Source organism: Donghicola mangrovi (genome assembly GCF_013377535.1).
GTDB classification, from domain to species: Bacteria; Pseudomonadota; Alphaproteobacteria; order Rhodobacterales; family Rhodobacteraceae; genus Donghicola; species Donghicola mangrovi.
On record NZ_JABCJE010000010.1, the window covers coordinates 114778 to 135129 of the forward strand.

The 20352-nt window shown below is 63.4% G+C and carries 14 protein-coding genes; 1 reads left to right on the forward strand and 13 read right to left on the reverse strand.

From position 1 onward, the window contains the following. Nucleotides 1–105: 105 nt before the first annotated feature. The 9 genes from HJ536_RS16785 to HJ536_RS16825 all read right to left on the reverse strand — a co-directional run bounded on the left by HJ536_RS16785 (nucleotide 106) and on the right by HJ536_RS16825 (nucleotide 9948). Nucleotides 106–1497 carry an alpha/beta hydrolase gene (locus HJ536_RS16785; protein WP_177158606.1) on the reverse strand — a complete coding sequence of 464 codons (1392 nt, stop codon included), beginning with the start codon at nucleotides 1495–1497 and terminating at the stop codon, nucleotides 106–108. 146 nt (nucleotides 1498–1643) lie between these two features. Next, the gene (locus HJ536_RS16790; protein WP_228028770.1) at nucleotides 1644–2735 is read right to left on the reverse strand and encodes a Gfo/Idh/MocA family protein; all 1092 of its coding nucleotides are present in this window, start codon (nucleotides 2733–2735) and stop codon (nucleotides 1644–1646) included. Beyond that, nucleotides 2732–3787 (reverse strand): sugar phosphate isomerase/epimerase family protein, encoded by a 1056-nt coding sequence (locus HJ536_RS16795; protein WP_177158607.1) that lies wholly within the window; start codon nucleotides 3785–3787, stop codon nucleotides 2732–2734. Before HJ536_RS16795 ends, HJ536_RS16790 begins: the two co-directional genes overlap by 4 nt. Further along, on the reverse strand, nucleotides 3787–4932 hold the full coding sequence (locus HJ536_RS16800; RefSeq protein WP_177158608.1) for a Gfo/Idh/MocA family protein: 1146 nt from the start codon (nucleotides 4930–4932) through the stop codon (nucleotides 3787–3789). The genes HJ536_RS16795 and HJ536_RS16800 overlap by 1 nt, the downstream gene beginning before the upstream one ends. Before the next feature lie 3 nt (nucleotides 4933–4935). Then, nucleotides 4936–5682 (reverse strand): sugar phosphate isomerase/epimerase family protein, encoded by a 747-nt coding sequence (locus tag HJ536_RS16805; RefSeq protein WP_177158609.1) that lies wholly within the window; start codon nucleotides 5680–5682, stop codon nucleotides 4936–4938. Nucleotides 5683–5694: 12 nt separating this feature from the next. Further along, nucleotides 5695–6798, reverse strand: coding sequence for an ABC transporter ATP-binding protein (locus HJ536_RS16810; protein ID WP_177158610.1), 1104 nt, complete (start codon nucleotides 6796–6798; stop codon nucleotides 5695–5697). Nucleotides 6799–6812: 14 nt separating this feature from the next. Beyond that, nucleotides 6813–7733 carry a carbohydrate ABC transporter permease gene (locus tag HJ536_RS16815; RefSeq protein WP_338082453.1) on the reverse strand — a complete coding sequence of 307 codons (921 nt, stop codon included), beginning with the start codon at nucleotides 7731–7733 and terminating at the stop codon, nucleotides 6813–6815. Beyond that, nucleotides 7726–8643, reverse strand: coding sequence for a carbohydrate ABC transporter permease (locus HJ536_RS16820; protein WP_177158611.1), 918 nt, complete (start codon nucleotides 8641–8643; stop codon nucleotides 7726–7728). Before HJ536_RS16820 ends, HJ536_RS16815 begins: the two co-directional genes overlap by 8 nt. 69 nt (nucleotides 8644–8712) lie before the next feature. Next, nucleotides 8713–9948, reverse strand: a complete 1236-nt coding sequence (locus HJ536_RS16825; protein ID WP_177158612.1) for an ABC transporter substrate-binding protein — start codon at nucleotides 9946–9948, stop codon at nucleotides 8713–8715. Between the two features lie 197 nt (nucleotides 9949–10145). Between HJ536_RS16825 and HJ536_RS16830 the strand changes: the two genes are divergently transcribed. Continuing rightward, nucleotides 10146–11162, forward strand: coding sequence for a LacI family DNA-binding transcriptional regulator (locus HJ536_RS16830; protein WP_177158613.1), 1017 nt, complete (start codon nucleotides 10146–10148; stop codon nucleotides 11160–11162). Nucleotides 11163–11210: 48 nt separating this feature from the next. On the opposite strand, the gene HJ536_RS16835 is transcribed toward HJ536_RS16830, so the two are convergent. From HJ536_RS16835 to rfbA, 4 genes are all read right to left on the reverse strand, one after another. Further along, nucleotides 11211–11714 (reverse strand): DUF4405 domain-containing protein, encoded by a 504-nt coding sequence (locus HJ536_RS16835; protein WP_177158614.1) that lies wholly within the window; start codon nucleotides 11712–11714, stop codon nucleotides 11211–11213. Between the two features lie 153 nt (nucleotides 11715–11867). After that, a complete protein-coding gene (pbpC, locus tag HJ536_RS16840) occupies nucleotides 11868–13916 on the reverse strand; it encodes a penicillin-binding protein 1C (protein WP_177158615.1) in 2049 nt (682 codons plus the stop codon). Beyond that, a complete protein-coding gene (locus HJ536_RS16845) occupies nucleotides 13913–19318 on the reverse strand; it encodes an alpha-2-macroglobulin family protein (protein WP_194245718.1) in 5406 nt (1801 codons plus the stop codon). Before HJ536_RS16845 ends, pbpC begins: the two co-directional genes overlap by 4 nt. A gap of 202 nt (nucleotides 19319–19520) precedes the next feature. After that, on the reverse strand, nucleotides 19521–20352 hold an 832-nt coding region (rfbA, locus tag HJ536_RS16850), incomplete at its 5' end, for a glucose-1-phosphate thymidylyltransferase RfbA (RefSeq protein WP_177158617.1).

Genomic DNA, 20352 nt, shown 5'->3' on the forward strand with positions numbered 1-20352 from the left:
CCTAAAATCAGGTGGGATGTTAGCCTGTTTGAACAGAATGTGGCAGAAGGATTGGCAGCGCAATCCATCAAGGTTGCGTCACCTGATCACAATTCGCGCAAGCGGTCAGTGGCCGCGATAACAGGCAATCGTCTTCCAGATCAGGTCACCCACGTCGGGGTTGCGGATGTCGCCATGGGACTGGATGATCTGGGTCGCGTTGATATAGGCGACTTTGCTGCCCTGTTGGTCTTTGGGGCAGTAATCGGCGGTTAGTCCGCCCTTGGGCCAATCAAAGAACACGAATTTCTCTGACAGGGCGGGGGTCGACTTGATTGTGGTCTCGCCGGTCTTGCCGCCCACATGCCGCGCGCCAGTCGCAAAGCGGGCGACAGGGTTGGCGCGGTCTTTCTCGGACCAAGTCAGGACCAGATCGCCGTTGGGGTAGGTGTGATCCTGATAGGGCGCGCCTTCTCCGTGGAACAGCCAGCGGACCACGGGCACCAACTCATAGCCCGGCCGGAAGCGGTTCGCGCTAAAGGCCCCTTGGAGGCCGATCACCAAGGGCCCCTTTTCCATCCGCTGGGGCGCGTTCTTGAGCAATTCGCCGGAATAATACGCCCGCGTCATGATCCGTGCGCCCATGGAATGACCGATGGCGACGGTTCCGATATGGTGCTTGTTCTCGATCCGCGGCAGGATGCTGTTCATGATGTAATTGGCGTAGGAATAGCCGATTTCATCCGCATCCACGGATTTGACCCCATAGCTGCCGATGTGCAGCGCGCGGTTAGCGATATCCAGAACCGAAGTCCCGCCCCAGACCGAAGGCCAAGTGATCCCGATCACCAAAGGGTCGAACTTCTCGCTGCCGCCAGCGGCGTTGCGGGTGGTCTGGACGATCGAGTTATATCGCTCCAGTGCCTCTATCTGGTCGTTGTTCCAGCCCATCGACAGGAACAGGATGTGGGTAAAGGGGTGCCCTTCGGCCTTGGCCTGCGCGACCTCTTGGTCGATGGCCTGTTCCAGCTGTTCCATCGCGGCCCAACTGTGCTCATAGACGTTGGCGGGCAGGTTCGGTTCAGCCTCTAGCGGGTTCGTCACCGGATGCAGCGCACTGCCGGAATAGGTGCTGTGCAGCTGCCGCACCTCCATCCCGTTGCCCCGCGCCTCGGGGCCATATTGCAGGATGTGCGAGACGAACATCAGCTTGGGCTCGGTGAAGGCGCGGTTATAGGTCCAGACTTGGTTTTCCAGATCCTTCGGGCCTGCCTCGGGCGGCATACGGTCGGGGGCGTTCAGGCGCGAGTTGTCGGGGGTGTTGCTGGCATAGCCGATCAGTGCACGTGGGGCCTTTTCGATCCCGACGATAAAGCCCCGATGGGCAAGGGGCATCGAATGCGGCTCGTTCAGCAGCGCGTGGTAGCGGGAAATCACCCCGCTGGTGTGCAGGGCCTTTTCCTCGGACGCGGGGACGTGTTTGTCCGTCGGATCCGAGCAACCGATCAAAAATCCCATAATCCCAAGCGCAGCCAGTAGCCGCGTCCCGTTCCGCAAAATGCAGGTCATAAGCTGAAAAAGTGTTCTGAAAATCTGAACTCAGCTTAAACGGGAAAACCCTTGTGGCAAGGGTTTTCTGGGCTTTTTTTGGGGTCATGTGGCCCTTAAACAGGGGTCCAGACAGATCCGTTTTTGCTGGACTCGATGGTTGCCGCAATAAACCGCATCCCCTTGAGCCCGTCTTCGATGCCGGGCAGACCGTCGGGCATGCTACCCGCCTGAATGGCATCCGCCGCGTCCGCGTAAAGCTGGCCGAACGCCTCAAGATACCCTTCGGGGTGGCCCGATGGCACGCGGGCGACGCCGCCAAAGCCGGGGCCGCCACGGGTCAGGGTTTGGGGCGGTTCATCCAGTCGGGCAAAAAGTAACTCGTTACAGCGGGTCTGGCACCAGTCGAGGCTGGCCTCGGACCCGATCACGCGGATGCGGATTTCATTCTCGTTGCCCGGAGCGACCTGGCTGGCCCAGAGCATCCCTCGCGCCCCACCGACAAACCGCAGCATCATCTGCGCGTCGTCATCCACTTGGCGCCCTTCCACAAACGTGGACAGCTGTGCCGCGACCGAGCCGATTTCCAGCCCCGAGACATAGCGCGCCAGATGGCCCGCGTGGCTGCCGATATCCCCGATGGCACCGCCGCCCGATTGCGCGGGATCAACGCGCCAGTCGGCCTGTTTGCCCGTGACGGGACGGGCGAGCCAGTCCTGAACATACTCCACATGCACCATGCGGATGTCCCCCAACGCCCCCGAGGCCACCAGCCTGCGGGCCTCTCGGACCATGGGGTAGCCCGCATAGGTGTGGGTCAGCACGAACAGCGCGTTCGACTGCGCGGCGATTTCGGCCAGTTCCCGCGCCTCGGCCAAGGTGGCGGTCATCGGCTTGTCGCAGATGACGTGGATGCCCGCCTGCAAAAAGGCCTTGGCCATAGGCAGGTGCATGTTGTTCGGGGTCACGATGGACACCGCCTGAATGCCGTCATCCCGCTCTGCTTCGGCCACCGCCATCACGCGGTAGTCGGCATAGCTGCGGGCCAGCCCCAGTTCATCCGCCGACGTCTGCGCCCGTTCGGGGTCCGAGGACAGAGCCCCCGCCACCAGCTCGAACCGGTTGTCGAGCCGCGCGGCGATGCGGTGCACGGCGCCGATAAAGGCCCCCTGACCGCCGCCGACCATGCCCAATCTGATGCGGGTCATGCGCAAATCCCCAGCATCCGGCGCACCGCGTCCCGATCCGTGCCCGCGCCTGCGAAATCGTCAAACGCATGGGGGGTCGGTTCGATGATATGCCCCGCGATAAACGGGGCGCCTTCGGCCGCGCCTTGGGCGGGGGATTTGATCGCGCATTCCCACTCCAGCACCGCCCAACCGTCATAGCCGTACTGGGTCAGCTTGCTGAAAATGCCTGCGAAATCGACCTGTCCGTCCCCAAGGCTGCGGAAACGGCCCGCTCGGTTCGCCCAAGTTTCAAAGCCCGAATAGACCCCTTGGCGGGCGGTCGGGTTGAACTCGGCGTCCTTGACGTGGAAGGCTTTGATGCGCTCGTGATAGAGGTCGATGAACCCCAGATAATCCAGCTGTTGCAGGACAAAATGCGAGGGGTCGTAGTTGATGCAGGCCCGCGCGTGGCCGTCCACCGCATCGACGAACCGCTCAAAGCTGGCCCCGTCCATCAAGTCCTCGCCCGGATGGATTTCGTAGGCGTAATCGACGCCCTGATCCTCGTGCGCGTCCAGAATGGGCTTCCAGCGGCGGGCGATTTCGGCGAACGCCTCTTCGACCAGACCGGCGGGGCGCTGGGGCCACGGGTAGAGGTAAGGCCACGCCAGAGCGCCCGAGAACCCGACCTGCACGTCCAGCCCCATGTTGCGGGATGCTTTGGCGGCCTTGATGCACTCGCCTGCGGCCCAAGCAGCCTGTTCCTGCGGTTTGCCGCGCAGCGCTTCGGGGGCGAACCCGTCGAACTGGGGGGCAAAGGCGGGGTGAACCGCGACCAGCTGGCCCTGAATGTGGGTGGACAGCTCGGTGATTTCGACGCCCTTGTCGGCACAGATGCCCTTCAGCTCGTCGCAGTAGTCCTTGCTGTCCGCTGCGCGGTCGAGGTCGATAAAGCGGGGATCGCAGGGCACCTGAATGCCCTTATACCCCAGACCTGCCGCCCATCCGGCGATGTTTTCCAGCGTGTCGAAGGGCGCGTCGGTGCCCGCGAACTGCGCCAGAAAAATCGCCGGTCCTTTGATCATTGGCATCAGACGGTTTCCTCTTGTTTCATCAGGGCACTGGCGGCCTCGGGGGTCAGGGCCTCGGGGCGGTCGCAGGTGGTGGTCATGGGGACGAATGCGCCGGTTTCGCCGGAGGTCAGGATGCCTGTCATGACCTCGACCACATGAAGGGCGAAGGCGTCGTTGCAGCGATGGGGGCGGTTTTCGGCAATCGCCAGCGCCATATCGGCCAGACCGGCGGTGCGATAGTCGGCAACCTTGCCCCACGGAACCTCGCGGTTGGCAGGGCCCATTGGGTGATCCCACGCGGGCAGATCGGCGGGCTCTTTGCGGTTGGTCACGCGGACCTCGCCGTCAAAGAAGTTCGGATCGGGCACGTGGATGGTGCCTTCGGTGCCATAGAGCGCCATCGGCTTCAGGTCGTGCTGCCACACATCCCAGCTGGAAACAAAGGTGATCACCGCGCCATTTGCGAACTCCAGCAGGGCGTGAATGGTGGTCGGGGTTTCCACGGGGATTTCCTCGCCCCGGCGGGGTTCGGAGCCGATGGTGCGGGTGGGCGAGGGGATCGACGACAGTGCGCCGACGCGGGCCACTGGACCCAAGAGCTGCACGAGGTTCGCGATGTAGTAGGGCCCCAGATCCAGAACGGGTCCGCCCCCCTTGAGGAAAAAGAAATCGGGGTTCGGGTGCCAGTCTTCCATCCCGTGGGACATGACCGCGCACGTGCCAGAGGTGATGCGCCCAACCATACCGCTGTCGATGATGTGACGCGCCAGCTGGTGCGAGGTGCCAAGGATCGTGTCGGGGGCAGAGCCCAGACGCAGCCCCTTGTCCGCGGCCAAGGCTGCCAGTTCGCGGCCCTCTTCCAGCGACAGGACGTAGGGCTTTTCCGAATAGACGTGCTTGCCAGCCTCTAGGGCGGCTTTGGTGACGCCAAAGTGGGCGGCGGGAATGGTCAGGTTCAGGACCAGATCTACCTCTGGGTCGGCCAGCAGATCGTCCACCGACAGAGCGCGGATGCCGAATTCGTCGGCGCGGGCCTTGGCCGCGTCCAGATTCAGGTCCGCAACGGCCACGTATTTCAGCCCGCGAAAGGCAGCCTCGCGCGACAGGTAGGAGCCGCTGATGTTGCCAGCGCCGATGACGCCGATGTTCAAGGGTTTGGTCATGGCTCAGAGGCTCCGGTAGTGGGCGATCGCCTGCTTGGCAAAGCGGTCGAAGTCGTTGGGGTTGTCATGTTCGGCGACCAGCACAGCGCAGCGGGTCTTGTCGCGCAGGGCGGTCAGGATTGCGGGCCAGTCTACCACGCCGGTGCCCGGATCGGCCCAGCCATCCTCGTCGGTCTTTTCGCCTTTGGGGGCGATGTCCTTGAAGTGGGCGGCGGTGATGCGGTCACCGTATTTGGTGATCCACTCGATGGGGTCCGCGCCGCCGCGAACGACCCAAGCCACGTCCATCTCCCAGTCGATCATGGGCGCGCGGGTCAGCAGGATGTCCATGGGCACCCCGCCATCGGCCAGCGTGACCATTTCGAAGTCGTGGTTGTGCCAGCCCAAGGGGATGCCGTGCTCGGCCATTGCGGCGTGGCAAGCGGCCAGACGGTCGGCCAGGGCCTCCCACTCGGCGCTGGTGCTGCCGCGCATTTCGGGGGCGATCCACGGCGCGTACACCGCTTGGGTGCCAAGGGTTTTGCACAGGGCAGCCACGCCAGCGGGGTCCTCTTCCAGCATTTGCAGGGGAACGTGCAGGGTGGGCATAGTCAGGCCAGCAGCGTCCAGCGCGGCGCGGGTGGCGTCTGCTTCGGCAAAGTTGCCAAAGAAGCCCTCGGCGCAGTCAAAGCCGTAGTCCCCCAGACGTGCGATCACGTCGGTATAGGGGGTGAAATTGCGGGCCGAGAAGAGTTGCAAAGACAGTTTCATCTTGTGGTGTCCTTAGATGCGATTTTCGGTTTGGGCGTCGAACAGGGACGCGCAATCAATGTCGAAGCCGATGGGCAGGGTTTGCCCTTCGTGAATGGTGGTTTGGCCGTCCAGACGGATGCGGAATTCGTCGTCTCCGACGCGGGTCCACAGCAGGGTGTCCGCGCCCATAGGCTCGACCACTTCGATGGTGACGGTGGTCTGGCAGGCACAGTGGCGCGCGGCGTCGCCGATTTTCACATGCTCGGGGCGGATGCCGAACACGACATTCCCCGAGGTGTGCGGCCCGCGTTCCCAGTCATAGCCGGACAGGGGCATCCGCACGGCGCCAACGAACTCGGACCCCGCGATGGTGCCGGGGATAAAGTTCATGGGCGGCGAGCCGATGAACCCCGCCACATAGAGGTTCGCGGGACGGTTATAGATTTCCAACGGTTGCGCCAGTTGCTGGATCACCCCGCCGCGCATGATCGCGATCCGGTCGGCTAGGGTCATCGCCTCGACCTGATCGTGGGTCACGTAGATCATGGTGTTATCAAGGCTCTGGTGCAGGCGCTTGAGTTCGATCCGCAGCTCGGCGCGCAGCTTGGCATCAAGGTTCGACAGGGGTTCGTCGAACAGGAACACGTCCACATCGCGAACCAAGGCGCGGCCGATGGCGACCCGCTGGCGCTGACCGCCGGACAGGGCGGCGGGCTTGCGATCCAGCAGGGGTTGCAGGTGCAACAGCTCGGCGGCGCGGGCGACGCGGCGCTCGATCTCGGCCTTGGGGACGCGGGCGTTCTTCAGGCCAAAGGACAGGTTCCCCTTGACCGACATCTGCGGATAAAGGGCATAGGACTGGAACACCATCCCGATGCCGCGCTCGGACGGTTCGGCCCAGGTGACGTTCTTGCCTTCGATAAAGATCTGCCCGCCTGTGGGCTCCAGAAGGCCTGCGATGCAGTTCAGCAGGGTGGACTTGCCGCAGCCCGAGGCCCCCAGGAGGACCAGAAACTCCCCCTTGGCGATATCGAGGTTCAGGTCCTGCAGCACCTTCACGGCGCCAAAGCTAAGCTCGAGGTCGCGGATCGAAACAGAGATCCCGTCAAGCGCTGTATGTGTTTGATCAAGCATAGGAATTCCTTTCCTCAGCCTTTGACTGCGCCAGCGGCGATGCCGCGCACAAAGAGCTTGCCAGACAGTAGGTAAATGGTCAGGGGAACAAGGCCGGTGATCAGGGTGGCGGCCATGTTGACGTTGTATTCTTTGACGCCCTGCACCGAGTTGACGATGTTGTTCAGCTGCACGGTCATCGGGTATGCTTCGGGCTTGGTGTAGATCACGCCGAACAGGAAATCGTTCCAGATACCGGTGACTTGCAGGATCATCGCCACTGTAAAGATCGGCAGCGACATGGGCACCAGCACCTGAAAGAAGATGCCCCAGAACCCGGCCCCATCGACGCGGGCGGCCTTGAACAACTCTTCGGGCAGGGACGCAAAGTAGTTGCGGAACAGCAGGGTCAGGATCGGCATCCCGAAAATCGTGTGCACCAGCACCAGACCCCACACATCGCCCATCAGACCGATTTCACGCAGGATAATCACGATGGGATAGATCATCACCTGATAGGGAATGAACGCCCCGAACAGCAGGATGCCAAAGAAGATTTCCGAGCCTTTGAACTTCCAGTTCACCAGCGCGTAGCCATTCACCGACGCGACGACGATCGAAATCAGGACCGACGGGATGGTGATCTTGACCGAGTTCCAGAACCCGCGGCTGAGGCCGTCACAGTTCAGGCCGGTGCAGGCTTGGGACCATGCTTTGACCCACGGTTCAAAGGTGATCTCAACCGGCGGGGCAAAGATGTTGCCCATGCGGACCTCGGGCATGCCCTTGAGTGACGTCATCATCATCACCCACAGGGGCAGGATGTAGTAAAAGCAGATCACGCACAGGATGCCGTAGGTCATGATCCGGCTGGCGGAAATGCGGCGCTTGGGGCGGGCGCCTGCTGCGCCATCAAGGCGACGCGAGGCGGAGTAGGTTTGGGAAATATCAACCACGCTTCTTACCTCTGAATTCGAAAATGGCCCAAGGGATCAGGATCAGCAGGACTGACAGCAGCATCATGGTGGAGGCCGCAAAGCCCTGACCAAGGTTCTGTTTACCGAACATGGCGTCATAGACGTATTTCGCGGGCATTTCGGACGCGATACCGGGGCCGCCGTTGGTCAGCGCGACGACCAAGTCGTACAGCTTCACAATGCCGGTCGCGATCAGCACGGTCGCGGTCACGAAAGCAGGGCGCAGGATCGGGATAACCACCCAGATATAGGTCTTCCACGCAGGGACACCGTCCACGCGAGATGCCTTCCAGATGTCTTCATCGACACCGCGCAGGGCAGCCAGCAGGATCACGGCGACCAGACCGGTGCCTTGCCACAGGCCCGCCATCAGGAGGGCGGCCAGAACCGTGTCGGGGTTGTGCAAGGGGTCAAAGGTGAAGTTTTCGAAACCCCAGCCACGCACGATGTACTGGATGCCGAAATCGGGGTTCAAAATCCACTGCCAGACCAGACCGGTCACAATAAAGGACAGCGAATATGGGAACAGGATAATGGTGCGGAATGCGCCCTCGGCACGGACTTTCTGGTCCAAGAGGACGGCGATCACGAACCCCACCACAAGCGAGAAGACTAGCGCAACAAGGCCGTAAATCGCAATGTTTTCAACGGATGCCAGCCAGCGCCGCGTGCTCCACAGCCGTTCGTACTGGTCAAACCCGACAAACTGGCTCGAGGGTAGGAGCTTGGACTTGGTAAAGCTGTGGACCACGGTCCAGACAGAGCACCCGATAAAGATCACCAGCGCGGTCATGATCATCGGCAGGGCCGCGATCTTGGCCATCGGGTTGGCAATTAGCTTCTTGGGTCGTCCCGCAGCGCGGGGGGCGACCGGATCGATGACAGACATGGATTTTCTCCGGATATCAGCCGTTTAGGCGCCCGCCACCACAAGGGAATGGCAGCGGGCTTGGGAGGATTACTCGTCGTTCAGAATAATCTCGACAAAGGCTGCGTGCGCGTCCTCGGGGGTCATGTCGCTGCCAAAGAACTCGGCCATCAGATCCTGGATCTGGCCAACGGCATCGGGGGTGATCAGCTGGTCGGTGCCGGTGATGACCTTGCCCGCAGCCAAGGTTTCCAGACCCTTCTGCATGCAGGGGCCAGCGGCGGCCAGATCGACGTCACCGCGCACAGGCAGCGAGCCCTTTTTCAGGTTGAAGGCCACCTGGCTCTCGGGGCTGATCAGCACCTTGGCCAGATCTTTCTGGGCTGCGGTGATTTCGGGGTCTTTGTTCAGCGGGAAGTAGAAGGCGTCGCCGCCAGTCGCGATGCTGGGCTCTCCGCCCATTGCGATCAGACAGTTATAGTCCTGACCAGCCTTCTTGCCTGCCAGCGCGAATTCGCCCTGAGCCCAGTCGCCCATGACCTGCGCGGCGGCTTCGCCGTTGATCACTTTGGCCGTGGCAAGGTTCCAGTCCTGCACGTTGCCGCCTGCGGACATCTCGCGCGCGGCGGCCAGTTCGTTGAACACAGCTTTTACGCCGTCGCTGTTCAGGGCGTCTTCGTCTTTGTCACGGTAAACGGCATAGTACAGGTCCTCGCTGGTGCCGGACAGCAGGTTGTGCACCAGATAGGCCTCTTGCCAGCCCTGTTCACCCATCGCTAGCGGCAGAATTCCCGCTTCGCGCAGCTTGGGGGCGGCGGCTTTCAGTTCTTCCCAGTTGTTGACGGGGTCGATGCCAGCCTTCTCGAACGCGGCGTTCGAGGTCCACATCCACTGGATAGAGTGGATGTTCAGCGGCACGCAGTAGACTTTGCCATCAACGGTGCAGGCGTCCAGCAGGGACTTGGGCTGGACGATTTCGGCCCATTTGCCCTCTTCGGCGATGTCGGTCAGGTCCAGCATCAGGCCCGCTTCGATCAGCTCTTGGGCCTGCTTGCCGTGGTTCAGCTGGGTGGCTGCCATCGGGTCACCGCCGATAATGCGGCTGATGATAACGGGGCGCGCGGTGTTGCCCGAGCCTGCGATCGCGCCGTCCACCCAGTGGTGGCCGGTGGTGCTTTCGAACGCTTTGGCCAGTTCCTGAACCGCGTTCGCCTCGCCGCCCGAGGTCCACCAGTGGGTGACTTCCAGATCGGTCGCGCCCGCTGCAAAAGGCATGACAAAGGTGGCTACGCCAGCCAGCAGGCCGCGCATGATCGACGTTTTCATTCGTGTTTTCCTCCCAGAAACCCGAGGCGCCCGGTCGCGCCAATATGGTTGTTGCACCCGCTTACCTGCCTCCTCCAACGAGTGGTAAACGTTTACATTTGCCACGGTGCCACGAAGATTCCGTTCCGTCAAATAAAAAATGTAATCCTTTACATTCCTTCTTTCACGGGGCAATCTTGCAAAAGGGGAGAGATCGCATGTCTGTGAGCATCAAGGATATCGCAAAGATTTCAGGCGTTTCGACGGCCACGGTCAGCCGTGCTTTGTCGGACCCGACCCGCGTCAGCGAGAAAACACGGCAGGCGATAATGGAGGTCGTGGAAAAGCACGGTTACCGCGTGAATAGCCATGCCCGGTCCCTGCGCCGCCAGCGGGCCGATGCGATTCTGGCGCTGCTTCCCGATCTGGGGAACCCGTTTTTCTCGGTCATCCTGTCGGGGATCGAGCTGGAGTTGCAGGATCACGGTATGGACCTGCTGGTCGCCGACAGCCGCGCGACCGAGCGGACGGGCCGCAGCGTGTTTAACCACCTTCATGCGTCGCGCGTGGATGGGGTGATCTGTCTGGACGGCACGCCCACCGATGCGGCGCGGGCCGAACTGGCAGAACCCGACGTGGCCGAGCGTGTGGTCTTTGCCTGTGAATGGATGGCGGAGGGGGATTTCCCCTATGTGCGCAGCGATAACCGTGGCGGCGGGGCCTTGGCCGTGGATCATCTGGTCGGGCTGGGGCATCGGGACATCGCGTTCCTGCGCGGCCCCGTGGACAACATCCTGACCGAAGAACGCGAGGCCGGCGTGCGCGAGGCTTTGGCAAAGCACGGCCTTGGTCTGTCCGACACGCGGGTTGGCGGGAATGATTTCACGCTCGAGGCCGGTTTCGAGGCAGCGGAATGGATCGCGGGCCTGTCTCCGCGTCCGACGGCGGTGATTTGCACCTCGGACCAGATCGCGATTGGTCTGATGTCGGGGCTGCGGGAACGGGGGCTGTCGGTGCCCGATGACGTGTCAGTGGTGGGTTTCGACGATATTGCCAGTGCGGCCTATGTAACGCCGTCCTTAACCACGATCCGGCAGGATCGCATCGGGTTGGGGCGCGCGGCTGCGCAGGTGATGCTCAAACGGATCGGCGTGGGCAAAGCGCCCGAGGCCTGCGTGTGCACTCTGCCGGTCAGCCTGATGACCCGCCATTCCACCGCAGCGCCCAAGGCCTGACATGAAAACCCCCGCCAGTGGCGGGGGCAAAGCTGTCGGCTGTCGGGATTATTGACCCAAGCTCACCAGCGTTCCGGCGATATCCATCTCGGTTTTCCCCGAAGCCGCGGCCACATCGGTCAGCGACTGGTCGGCGGAGCTGACGGTATAGCCCGCATTGGTCAGCGCATCGGTCATACCCTCGGGCGAGGTGTCGAGGATCGCGGCAACCTCGGCCACAGAGCCCTTCATGATCATGGTGCTCAGGGCAAAGGCGGCAGGGCGGCCACCGCCGGTTTCGCCTTGGGTCGGCATCAGAAACACGGCGGCAGCCCCCACAGACACAACCATCGCAATCGCAAAAGCGCCCCGCTTGAAATACGCGGTCATCGGGCGCCAGTTCTTCCACAGATGCAGCAGGAACGGGATAATCAGAACGACACTCAACCACTCGTGCATCCCGTGAAAGCCCGCAGGCCCCACGTGGAAGAAAAGCGCGACACCCGAGACGAGCGAAACAAGGAAAAGCCCCGTAATAAATGGGGTGGCGTAACGGAGTAAGGCAGACTTCATCTTAAAAATCCTCGTGCAGTCTGGGATGTCGCGTGTAATCGATCTGCGCCGATTACCCTGCTTAAACGTGAGGGGCTTAAAATTCCGTCGGGAAATTCGCTGGGATTTTCAAAGAATTTTTCCGCCAACTGTTTGGCAAAAATACATCTTTCGCTATTGCGGTGATTGGATGCTGAACGCGGTGCTGGAACTGCGCCCACGGGCGTCAATGACGGTGATTTTGCTGAATCCGGCCCCGATATTAGGCAGCACGATCTGGCGGGACCGCGGGTTCACCTGCATCGGCGCACCGTTGGCGAGCCACGTAAAGGGCGGCGTGCCGTCCTGAAGTTTGGCGACGACCCCTTGGGGCAGGGCCGACAGGGTGGCGCCGTCGGGCGGAAAGACCAGTTTGGGCGCGTCAGGGTCGGGCAGGACCGAGGCACCGCGCGGTGTGAACTCCCGCAGGTTCGGGGGCAGCGCGGCCGTTTCAACGCGAAGCGTATCGCGCGGCGCGGGCGGCAGCAGCTTCGGACGGTTCGAGGCCCGCTGATAGGCCGCAAACATCACCGGTGCGGCTAGATCACCGCCAAAGGCTCCGGGCACGGGGGTGCCATCGGGCCGCCCCATCCAGACCCCGACCACCAGCGCGCCGTCATAACCGATGGCCCACGCATCGCGGTGCCCATAGCTGGTGCCGGTCTTGTAGGCCAAGGTGCGGCGGGGTGCGCCTGCGGGTGGTGGCAGATCGGCCAGAATATCGCCCACTTGCCACGCGGAACGGGCGGCCATCAGGCGTGCGGTCGGGTCATCCACAGCGCCCTGCCGCCAATGCATCGGCATCGGACGCCCCAGCCGCGCCAGCCCGCCATAGAGTGTGACCAGATCCTCGAGCGTCATGCCGATCCCGCCCAAGGCCACCGCCAATCCCGCTTGGCCCGAGGGCAGCTTCGGGTCTGCCCCCGCCGCGCGCAACGCGGCCATCAGACGAGCGGGGCCGATCGCCTCGGTCAGGGCGACGGCGGGGATGTTCAGGGACAGTTGCAGGGCCTTGCGCAGGGGGATCGGCCCCCGAAAGCTGCCGTCGAAATTCTGGGGGGCGTAGTCGCCGAACCGCATGGGGCGATCGTCGAAAATCGTTTCGGGGTGGGCCATGCCCTGATCAAAGGCTAGCCCGTAAATCAGGGGCTTCAGGGTCGAGCCGGGCGAGCGGACGGCGCGGGTCATATCCACATAGGCGGCCCGCTCGGCACCGGTGTCAAAGCCCGCCGACCCGACCGAGGCCAGCACCTCTCCGGTGCGGTGATCGGCGACCATGATGGCGACGGAAACGCCCGACTTCTGTCCCCGAACCGCGTCAGCGGCCAGATCCTGAAGCCGCGATTGCAAGGCGGCGTCGATGGTCAGGCGGTGGGTCTGGACGGCGGGTTGCTCGGTCAGGGCACGGTCGGCAAGGTGCGCGGCCAGCATGGGCAGCTCGGCGCGGGTTTCGGGCAGGGGCGCGGCGCGGGCGACGGTGATCTGCTCGGGGCGGAGCAGGCCGCGCGCTGCCATCCGGTCAATCACGCGGTCGCGGGCGGCCAATGCGGCCTCATATTGGCGATCCGGCCTGCGGGTTTCGGGCGACTGGGGCAGCGCGACCAGCAGCGCGGATTCCGAAGGGGTTAACCGTTTCGGGGGCTTGCCGAAGTACAGGCGCGTGGCCGCCGCGACCCCTTCGATGTTGCCGCCAAAGGGCGCGCGGGTCAGGTACAGGTCCAGAATGTCGTCCTTGGACAGGCGTCGTTCCAGCGCCCAAGCCACCCGCATCTGGCGCAGTTTGCCCTGCCAATGGCCGGTGCCGCTGTCCTCGATCAGGCGGGCGACCTGCATGGTCAGGGTCGAGCCGCCGGACACAACCTGCCTGTGCCAGACCGCCTGGGCCAAGGCGCGGGTCATGGCCAGCCAGTCCACCCCGTGGTGGCGGTAAAAGCGGCCATCCTCGTAGGCGACCAGCATGTTCAGGTAGTCAGGATCGACCGTCGCAACGCTGGCCGCCAGACGCCAGCGCCCGTTGTCGACCGTATAGGCGCGCAAAAGGGCACCGCTGCGATCCAGAACCTCGACCGATGTTTCCTGCGCCAAAGGGGGCAGGACCGTGGCATCCACCCACTGGTCAAACCGGTCGCGCAGCCCTGCGAGCAGGGTTAACGCAACCGCAAGAACCAGTAGGGCATACCTCATGGCGTGACGGTGATCGCGCCCGTGTCACCCACGGCGCGATACTGCGGGCGGTACATGTCCTGAACGCTGGCCGCAGGGGCGTGATAGCGACCCGCCGTCACAGCCCGCACGATATAGGCCAGACGGAACCGCTCGGTCTGGGTCCAGTCCACGGCGGCAAGGAAACGGTCGCTGCGGAACTGGGTCATGCGCGTGTCCACGGCCTCGATCCACGACAGGCTGCTAACGTCGCCCGAGCGGATCAGGCTGGGGTTGTCGATCTCGAGGCCCGCGGGCAGCGGATCGTCGATCATCAGGCGCGCTTCCAGAGGTTCGGTCGGCGTCACCTCCAGCACCACGGCATAGCGCTGCCCCGAGGCAAAGGTACCCGTGGTGATCTCGTTCCCGTCAAGGTCATAGACTTTGCGCGTGATCTGATAACCATAGCCGTTCGCGGGGGCGGGCACTTCGGGGATGCCGATGGTGGTCAGGGTCAGTTGGGTGTCGCTGCCGGTGTTCTTGATGGCAACGGGCTTGGCGGTTTGGTCCTGCAACAGCTGGATCAGCGGGCCATTCGCGGGGTGGTCGTCGATCAGCAGCGCGTTGGTCGCCGGATCATTCACAAGGGCATGGGCCGCCAGAAGGGTCCACGCGCTTTCCTGAGTAGAGCGCGGGCCATCGGCCAAGGCGACGCGGGTGGTTAGAGCGCCCGTGTCGATGGCGGTGCTGCCAGCCTCGGTCGCGAGGGCCAGCAAAGCGGCGGAGTCGCGCAATGTGGTGCCGTAATCGCGGCGCATCGTGCCATCGGTGTCGGCGGTGCCGATCATACGGGCGGCTTGGGCGAACATGCGATCGGCGCGGATCTGATCCCCATAGGCCGCCAATCCGGCCCCCAGTTGCGCGGCGGCCATCGGGGTTGCGAACTCGCCAGCTTTGACGTCGGCATAGTAGCGCAGATCACCCATATTGGCCGCGCCCGCGCGGGCCAGGACCATCAGGGCATAGGCGATGTCCTGACCGCCCTCATCGTAGTTGGTGGCGTAATTCACCTGATTGCGCAGGTTGTCCAACGCAGAGCGAAGCGCCCGTTTGGGCACCGCATAGCCCGCCAGATCGGCCCGCGTCAGGAAGTCGGTCACATAGGCGTCCAGCCAGAAATCCCCGCTGTCCGCGAACCACAGGCCAAAGCCGCCGTTGCTGGACTGGCGCGTCAGGATTTCGGTGATGGCATGGTTCACTTTGGCGGTCAGGTCGTCGCCTTGGCCAAGGTTCAGCGCAGCCGCGACTTGGTCGAAATATAGCAGCGGTAGCGCGGCCGAGGTGATCTGTTCCGTGCAGCCATAGGGATAGCGGTCCAGCGTGGCCAAGAGGCCGGGCGCGTCGAACTTGGCCAGGGGACCGGCGGACAGGATGGCGCGGCCGGTGCCCTCTTGGAGATCGGCAAAGACGTTGGCGTCAAAGGTAAAGGTGCCGCCTGCTGCCAGATCAAAGCGCCGCGTGCTGGCAACCTCTGGGTCGTTCGAGCGGACGGGCATCCGCAGAACCCGCTCCAGACGGACGCCATCGGGGGTGGTCAGGGCAATGGTCACGGCCGGATCGCCCGCCTCTGTCGCGGTGATGGGCACGGTCAGCGATGTATTCTCGCCTTGGGTCAGGGTCACCGTCTCGGGATAGGCACCCAAGGTCACGCCCTCGGTCGAGGTCATCTCCAGCGTCATTTCGCCAGAGGCCCCTTCGGTATGGGTCAGCTCCAGCAGCAGGCGGCTGGTGTCGCCGGGGGCCAGAAAGCGCGGCAAGCTGGCCGAGACAACCACCGGATCGGACAGGGTGACATCGGCGCTGGCGCTGCCAACCCCTTGGTCGCCCCAAGCAATCGCCATGACCCGCAGCTGTCCGTCAAAGGCCGGGATGTCAAAGGTCACATGCGCCTTGCCGGTGTCGTCGAATTCGACCGGCCCCGAGAAGAAGGTCACCAGATCCTCGGTCGGAGGCGGGCTTTGCATCGACAGCGCGCCAGAGGCATCGCCGCCGCTGCGCACCGTGCCGGTCGCGCCATTCAGGCTGTCGATCAGGCGACCGTAAATGTCGCGAATGCCGACACCCAGACGGCGCTGACCGAAATAGTGCGCCTCGGGGTCGGGGGATTTAAAGGCGGTCAGGTTCAGGATGCCCACGTCGACCGCCGCGATGGTCGCGTAGACCGGCTTGTCGGTTTCGACGGGGTTCAGAACCTCTAGATCAACGGTCAGGGGCGCGCGAGGGCGGGCGGTCTGGGGAACGGTGATCTTGAGGTCCAGATCGCGGCTGCCCGGATCAACGCCCGCATGGGTTAACCCCAGCGATCGGGTCGGCATCTGCCCCGCGGCGGCATCCATCGGGCGCACCACGCTGGCGGTGACATAGGCGCCAGCGCCCCAAGCCTGTGTGACGGGCAGAGAAATGGTGTTCTCGCCCTCTTTGACGTTCACCGCCTTCATGTCGATCAGGCCCTCGGCCAGAACGGTGATCAGCGCGGTGCCTGCATAGCGCGGCACGATGCGCAGCATGGCCGTGTCGCCGGGGGCATAGTGTTCGGCGTCCAACGACAGTTCCAGCGTATCGGGCGTGCTGGCCGCGTCCGCCGCCGCGTACCATCCGGCATCAAAGGCGACCGAGGTTTCCAGATAGCCTTGGCCATCGGCGCGGGTCACGACCAGCTCGTATTCACCCCACTCCACGGTTTGGGCCAGCTCCAGCGGATCGGTCCCAAGGGTCGCCTTGCCCGAGGCAACGCGGGTGCGGGTGGTGATCGGCTCCCAGTTCCAGTCGCCGTAAAGCTGATACCACTGGTAGGTCGTCGAAATCCGGTTCAGGGCCCACTCGACGGGCATGTCCATCGGCTTGCCGTCAGGGCCAACGGCGATCAGGTCAAAGGCGGCCTCGGACCCTTCGCCAAGGGTGCCGTCGAACAAGGGCTTCACCCCGATCAGAGGCGTCGCGGGCGTGACATTGCGGGTGATCTCGCGCTCGACGGGGCGGCCGGAGCCTTCGGTCATTTGCGCGGTCACGGTCAGCTTCAGCGGGCGGTCGGCGTTGGGGATCACCGGAATGGTCACGGGGATCGAGGCCATGCCCTCGGCATCGGTCGCGGTGCCATTCGGGAGCGCGCTATAGACCGGCTTCAGGGGTTCGTCATGGCGGCCAAAGCGGTAACCGGGCATCGACTCCAGCCCCTCGCGGGCATCCACCCGCAAAGAGCCGCTGACAGGCAGGCCACCTGCCGGTGCGCCGAACAGATAGAGCGCGTCGATATTCAGGTTCGCCAGTTCGCCGCTGCGGACAGGGTTCGGCAGGCTAAGGGCAAAGTCGAAACGTTCGGGCAGGAAATCCTCGACCAGCAGTTTAGAGGAGGAGAGCGCAGGCGCATCAGGATCACCGAACACCTGTAGCTGCCATGTGCCGCGCGGCGCGTTGGCGCTGATCGGCAGGTCGAACACATGCCCACCGGCCGAGCCGACGCCGGACAGGGTGCGGCTGTACTCTACCCCGTCAGGGCGGCGCAGAATGGCGGTCAGGGGCAGGTTCCAGATCACCCGGGCGTCTTCGTCGCGGGCGAGGGCGGTGGCGTGGATCGTGTCCCCCGCGCGATAGGCCCCGCGATCGGTGGTCAGAAACACGTCCACAGGGCCGGACGGCGCACGGCCCGCGACCCCACGATCAGATAGGTCGAATTCGGGGTCCAGCAGAGACAAGAAGCCCAGGTCGCCGTTCATCTCGGCCAGAACCAGAGCAGGCTCGGCCCCGCTTTCACCACGCAAGAGGCCGGTCGCGAAACGGGCGTACCCCTTTTCATCCGAGACGGCGGTCCCCAGTACCGCGTTCGAGCGGGACAGCAGGGTCAGCTTCACGCTTTTGCGGGCAGCTGCGGTGCCAAGATTGCGCACAAAAACGTGCAGGCCGTCGGTGCCGCTCAGGCTGGTCAGGCCCATATCGGACAGCACGAACCACTGGGTCGCGGCGGCTTCGGGATTGCCGGGGATGCTGGCCTGAAGGGCGTAAATGCCCGTGGGCTGACCGGCCAACGCGTCCTTCAGCGGCAGGCGCGTCAGGACGTTCTGGTTCAGCTCCATCCCCGTTTCGGCGGTGCCCTGCCAGATGCGTGCGCCGGTTCCGTCGGACAGGCGGCTCTCTTCCCAGCCGTTCAGCGGACGGCCGAAAATCCGCTCTTGGATGGCGGGCATCAGGTTGCGGTCGCTGACATGATAAAGGGTCAGATCGATATTTTTGGTGTTAACCGTGGTCACGGGAATCGCAGGCTCTGCCCCGCGGGGCAAAACATAGGACCGCCCGCTAAAGGCCAAGGACGGGCTGCGGTCGCGCACATACATGGTCAGGTCCACGTCGCGACTCAGGGTTTCGCCGCTAGCGGCGGGCAGGCCCTGACGCAAAGTGATCTTATAGCTGGCCCCATGGGTGACGCCGGTCATGCACAGGCGGCTGCCGTCGGCTTCGGCGGCCAGACCGGCCGTGGCGCTGCCCACAAAAGTGGAATAATCCACGCCGCCATCGACCAAGGGCTCCGAGAATTCGGCGCAAATGCGGGGCTCGGCCAGATCGCTTTCGACGGTGTGATCGGTAATACGAAACCCATAGCGGTTGATCGCGTGTTCCAAGAGGGCGCCCGCATCGTCGCGGGGTTGCGCCGCTTGGGCCAAGCGCAGGGCGGGGATCATGCGGCGCCCTTCGTACATGCCCTCTAGCGCGACGGCCATTTGATAGAGGGCGCTGGCGCGGGTGCCGGGATTGGTGGTGTAGAGATAGCCGTTGATCGCCGCACTCAGGGCGTCATTGCGCAGGGTTGACCCGCGGTTCGGGTCCTTTTCCGCCTGTTTCAGGGCCAAACGCGCATATTCGTTCCACAGGCTGGCATTATCGGTCATCGCGATCGCCGAGCCGATAAAGGACATCGCCACCGCCAGTTCGCCGTTCTGCTCGCGCTGGGTCGCCGAGCGGGTGTAATCCTCGACCTTGTAGTTGCCGGGGGCATGACGGACGCCGATATCGGTGGCCAATGCGACCGCCTGATCGAACATAAAATCCTCGAGGAAGTTCAGATCAGCCCGTCCCGCGTTGGCTGCTTGCACGGTCGTCGCGGGGGTGACGATCACGCGCGCGGACATCGCGCCGGCATAGGGTTTCTCTTGCGACACACCGGTTTTCGGGAAGCAGGCCCCGGTGCGGGTGTTGAACGTCAGTGCCGTGCAGACCGGATTGGTCAGGCAAGTCCGCTGGCACGAGGCGAAATCCGTATCAAAAATCGCCTGCAGATCGCTGCCAAAGAAATCCACGTCGCGCGCCACATTGAGCCGCCTTTCGGGAATGGCTTCGGCCATAGCCCCGACAGGTGCCAGCATAGCCAGCAGCAAAACGACCCAACGCAACATCACATTTCCTCCCCAAGGAACACACTCGGAGCGTGTCATACAGCGAGAATGTTCGGCAAGTCATGAAGACAAGAATGCAAAAAAGCACTTAATTTTCTTGACAGGGGATATCAGTTTCTGAGACCGAGGGCCCCATTTCGGGCCAGAGTTTAGCACTGCTTAACTTCCGGCCCATAGAGCGGGTTACTCTAGGAATATCAGATCAATCGCGGATGAGGGTCGCGATGTACCTACCATACTCGGTCTTTTTGTATGTCTCTGCGTGTTGTCGCATGAGGTCGTCGGAGATCCATCCTTTGGTATAGGCGATTTCCTCGGGGCAGCCGGACTGCATGCCTTGGCGGACCGAGAGGGTACGCACGAAGTTGCCCGCGTCCAGAAGCGATCCGTGGGTGCCGGTGTCGAGCCAGGCATAGCCGCGGCCCATCTTCTCGACGGTCAGGGTGCCTTCGGTCAGGTAGCTTTCCAGCAGGGTCACGATCTCCAACTCGCCGCGGGGAGAGGGCTTGACCGCGCGGGCGCGCTTGGGGGCGTCGCCGTCAAGGAAGTAGAGCCCCGTGACAGCGTAGTTCGAGGGGGCGACTTCGGGCTTTTCGATGATCTCGCGGGCGGTGCCGTCCGCGTCAAAGGCGACCACGCCGTAACGCTCGGGGTCCGAGACATGGTAACCGAACACGGTGCCGCCGCTGGTTTTCTGGTCCGCGTTTTCAAGCATCTCGGGCAGCCCGTGGCCGAAGAAGATGTTGTCCCCCAGAACCATCGCCGAGGGCGCGCCGTCGAGGAACTCTTCGGCCAGCAGGTAGGCCTGCGCCAGACCGTCCGGCGAGGGCTGGGTGATGTATTCGAAGCTGACGCCCCACTGGCTGCCATCGCCAAGCAGGCGCTGGAACTGGGCCTGATCGGCGGGGGTGGTGATGATGCAAATCTCGCGGATACCCGCCAGCATCAGCACCGACAGCGGGTAGTAGATCATCGGCTTGTCATAGACCGGCATCAGCTGTTTCGACACAGCCAAGGTCAGCGGATAAAGACGC

Bases quoted from the DNA above. Each gene is read 5' to 3' on its own strand.
- HJ536_RS16785 (WP_177158606.1), bottom strand. From the start codon at position 1,497: ATGGGATTTTTGATCGGTTGCTCGGATCCGACGGACAAACACGTCCCC.
- HJ536_RS16790 (WP_228028770.1), bottom strand. From the start codon at position 2,735: ATGACCCGCATCAGATTGGGCATGGTCGGCGGCGGTCAGGGGGCCTTT.
- HJ536_RS16795 (WP_177158607.1), bottom strand. From the start codon at position 3,787: ATGCCAATGATCAAAGGACCGGCGATTTTTCTGGCGCAGTTCGCGGGC.
- HJ536_RS16800 (WP_177158608.1), bottom strand. From the start codon at position 4,932: ATGACCAAACCCTTGAACATCGGCGTCATCGGCGCTGGCAACATCAGC.
- HJ536_RS16805 (WP_177158609.1), bottom strand. From the start codon at position 5,682: ATGAAACTGTCTTTGCAACTCTTCTCGGCCCGCAATTTCACCCCCTAT.
- HJ536_RS16810 (WP_177158610.1), bottom strand. From the start codon at position 6,798: ATGCTTGATCAAACACATACAGCGCTTGACGGGATCTCTGTTTCGATC.
- HJ536_RS16820 (WP_177158611.1), bottom strand. From the start codon at position 8,643: ATGTCTGTCATCGATCCGGTCGCCCCCCGCGCTGCGGGACGACCCAAG.
- HJ536_RS16825 (WP_177158612.1), bottom strand. From the start codon at position 9,948: ATGAAAACGTCGATCATGCGCGGCCTGCTGGCTGGCGTAGCCACCTTT.
- HJ536_RS16830 (WP_177158613.1), top strand. From the start codon at position 10,146: ATGTCTGTGAGCATCAAGGATATCGCAAAGATTTCAGGCGTTTCGACG.
- HJ536_RS16835 (WP_177158614.1), bottom strand. From the start codon at position 11,714: ATGAAGTCTGCCTTACTCCGTTACGCCACCCCATTTATTACGGGGCTT.
- pbpC (WP_177158615.1), bottom strand. From the start codon at position 13,916: ATGAGGTATGCCCTACTGGTTCTTGCGGTTGCGTTAACCCTGCTCGCA.
- HJ536_RS16845 (WP_194245718.1), bottom strand. From the start codon at position 19,318: ATGTTGCGTTGGGTCGTTTTGCTGCTGGCTATGCTGGCACCTGTCGGG.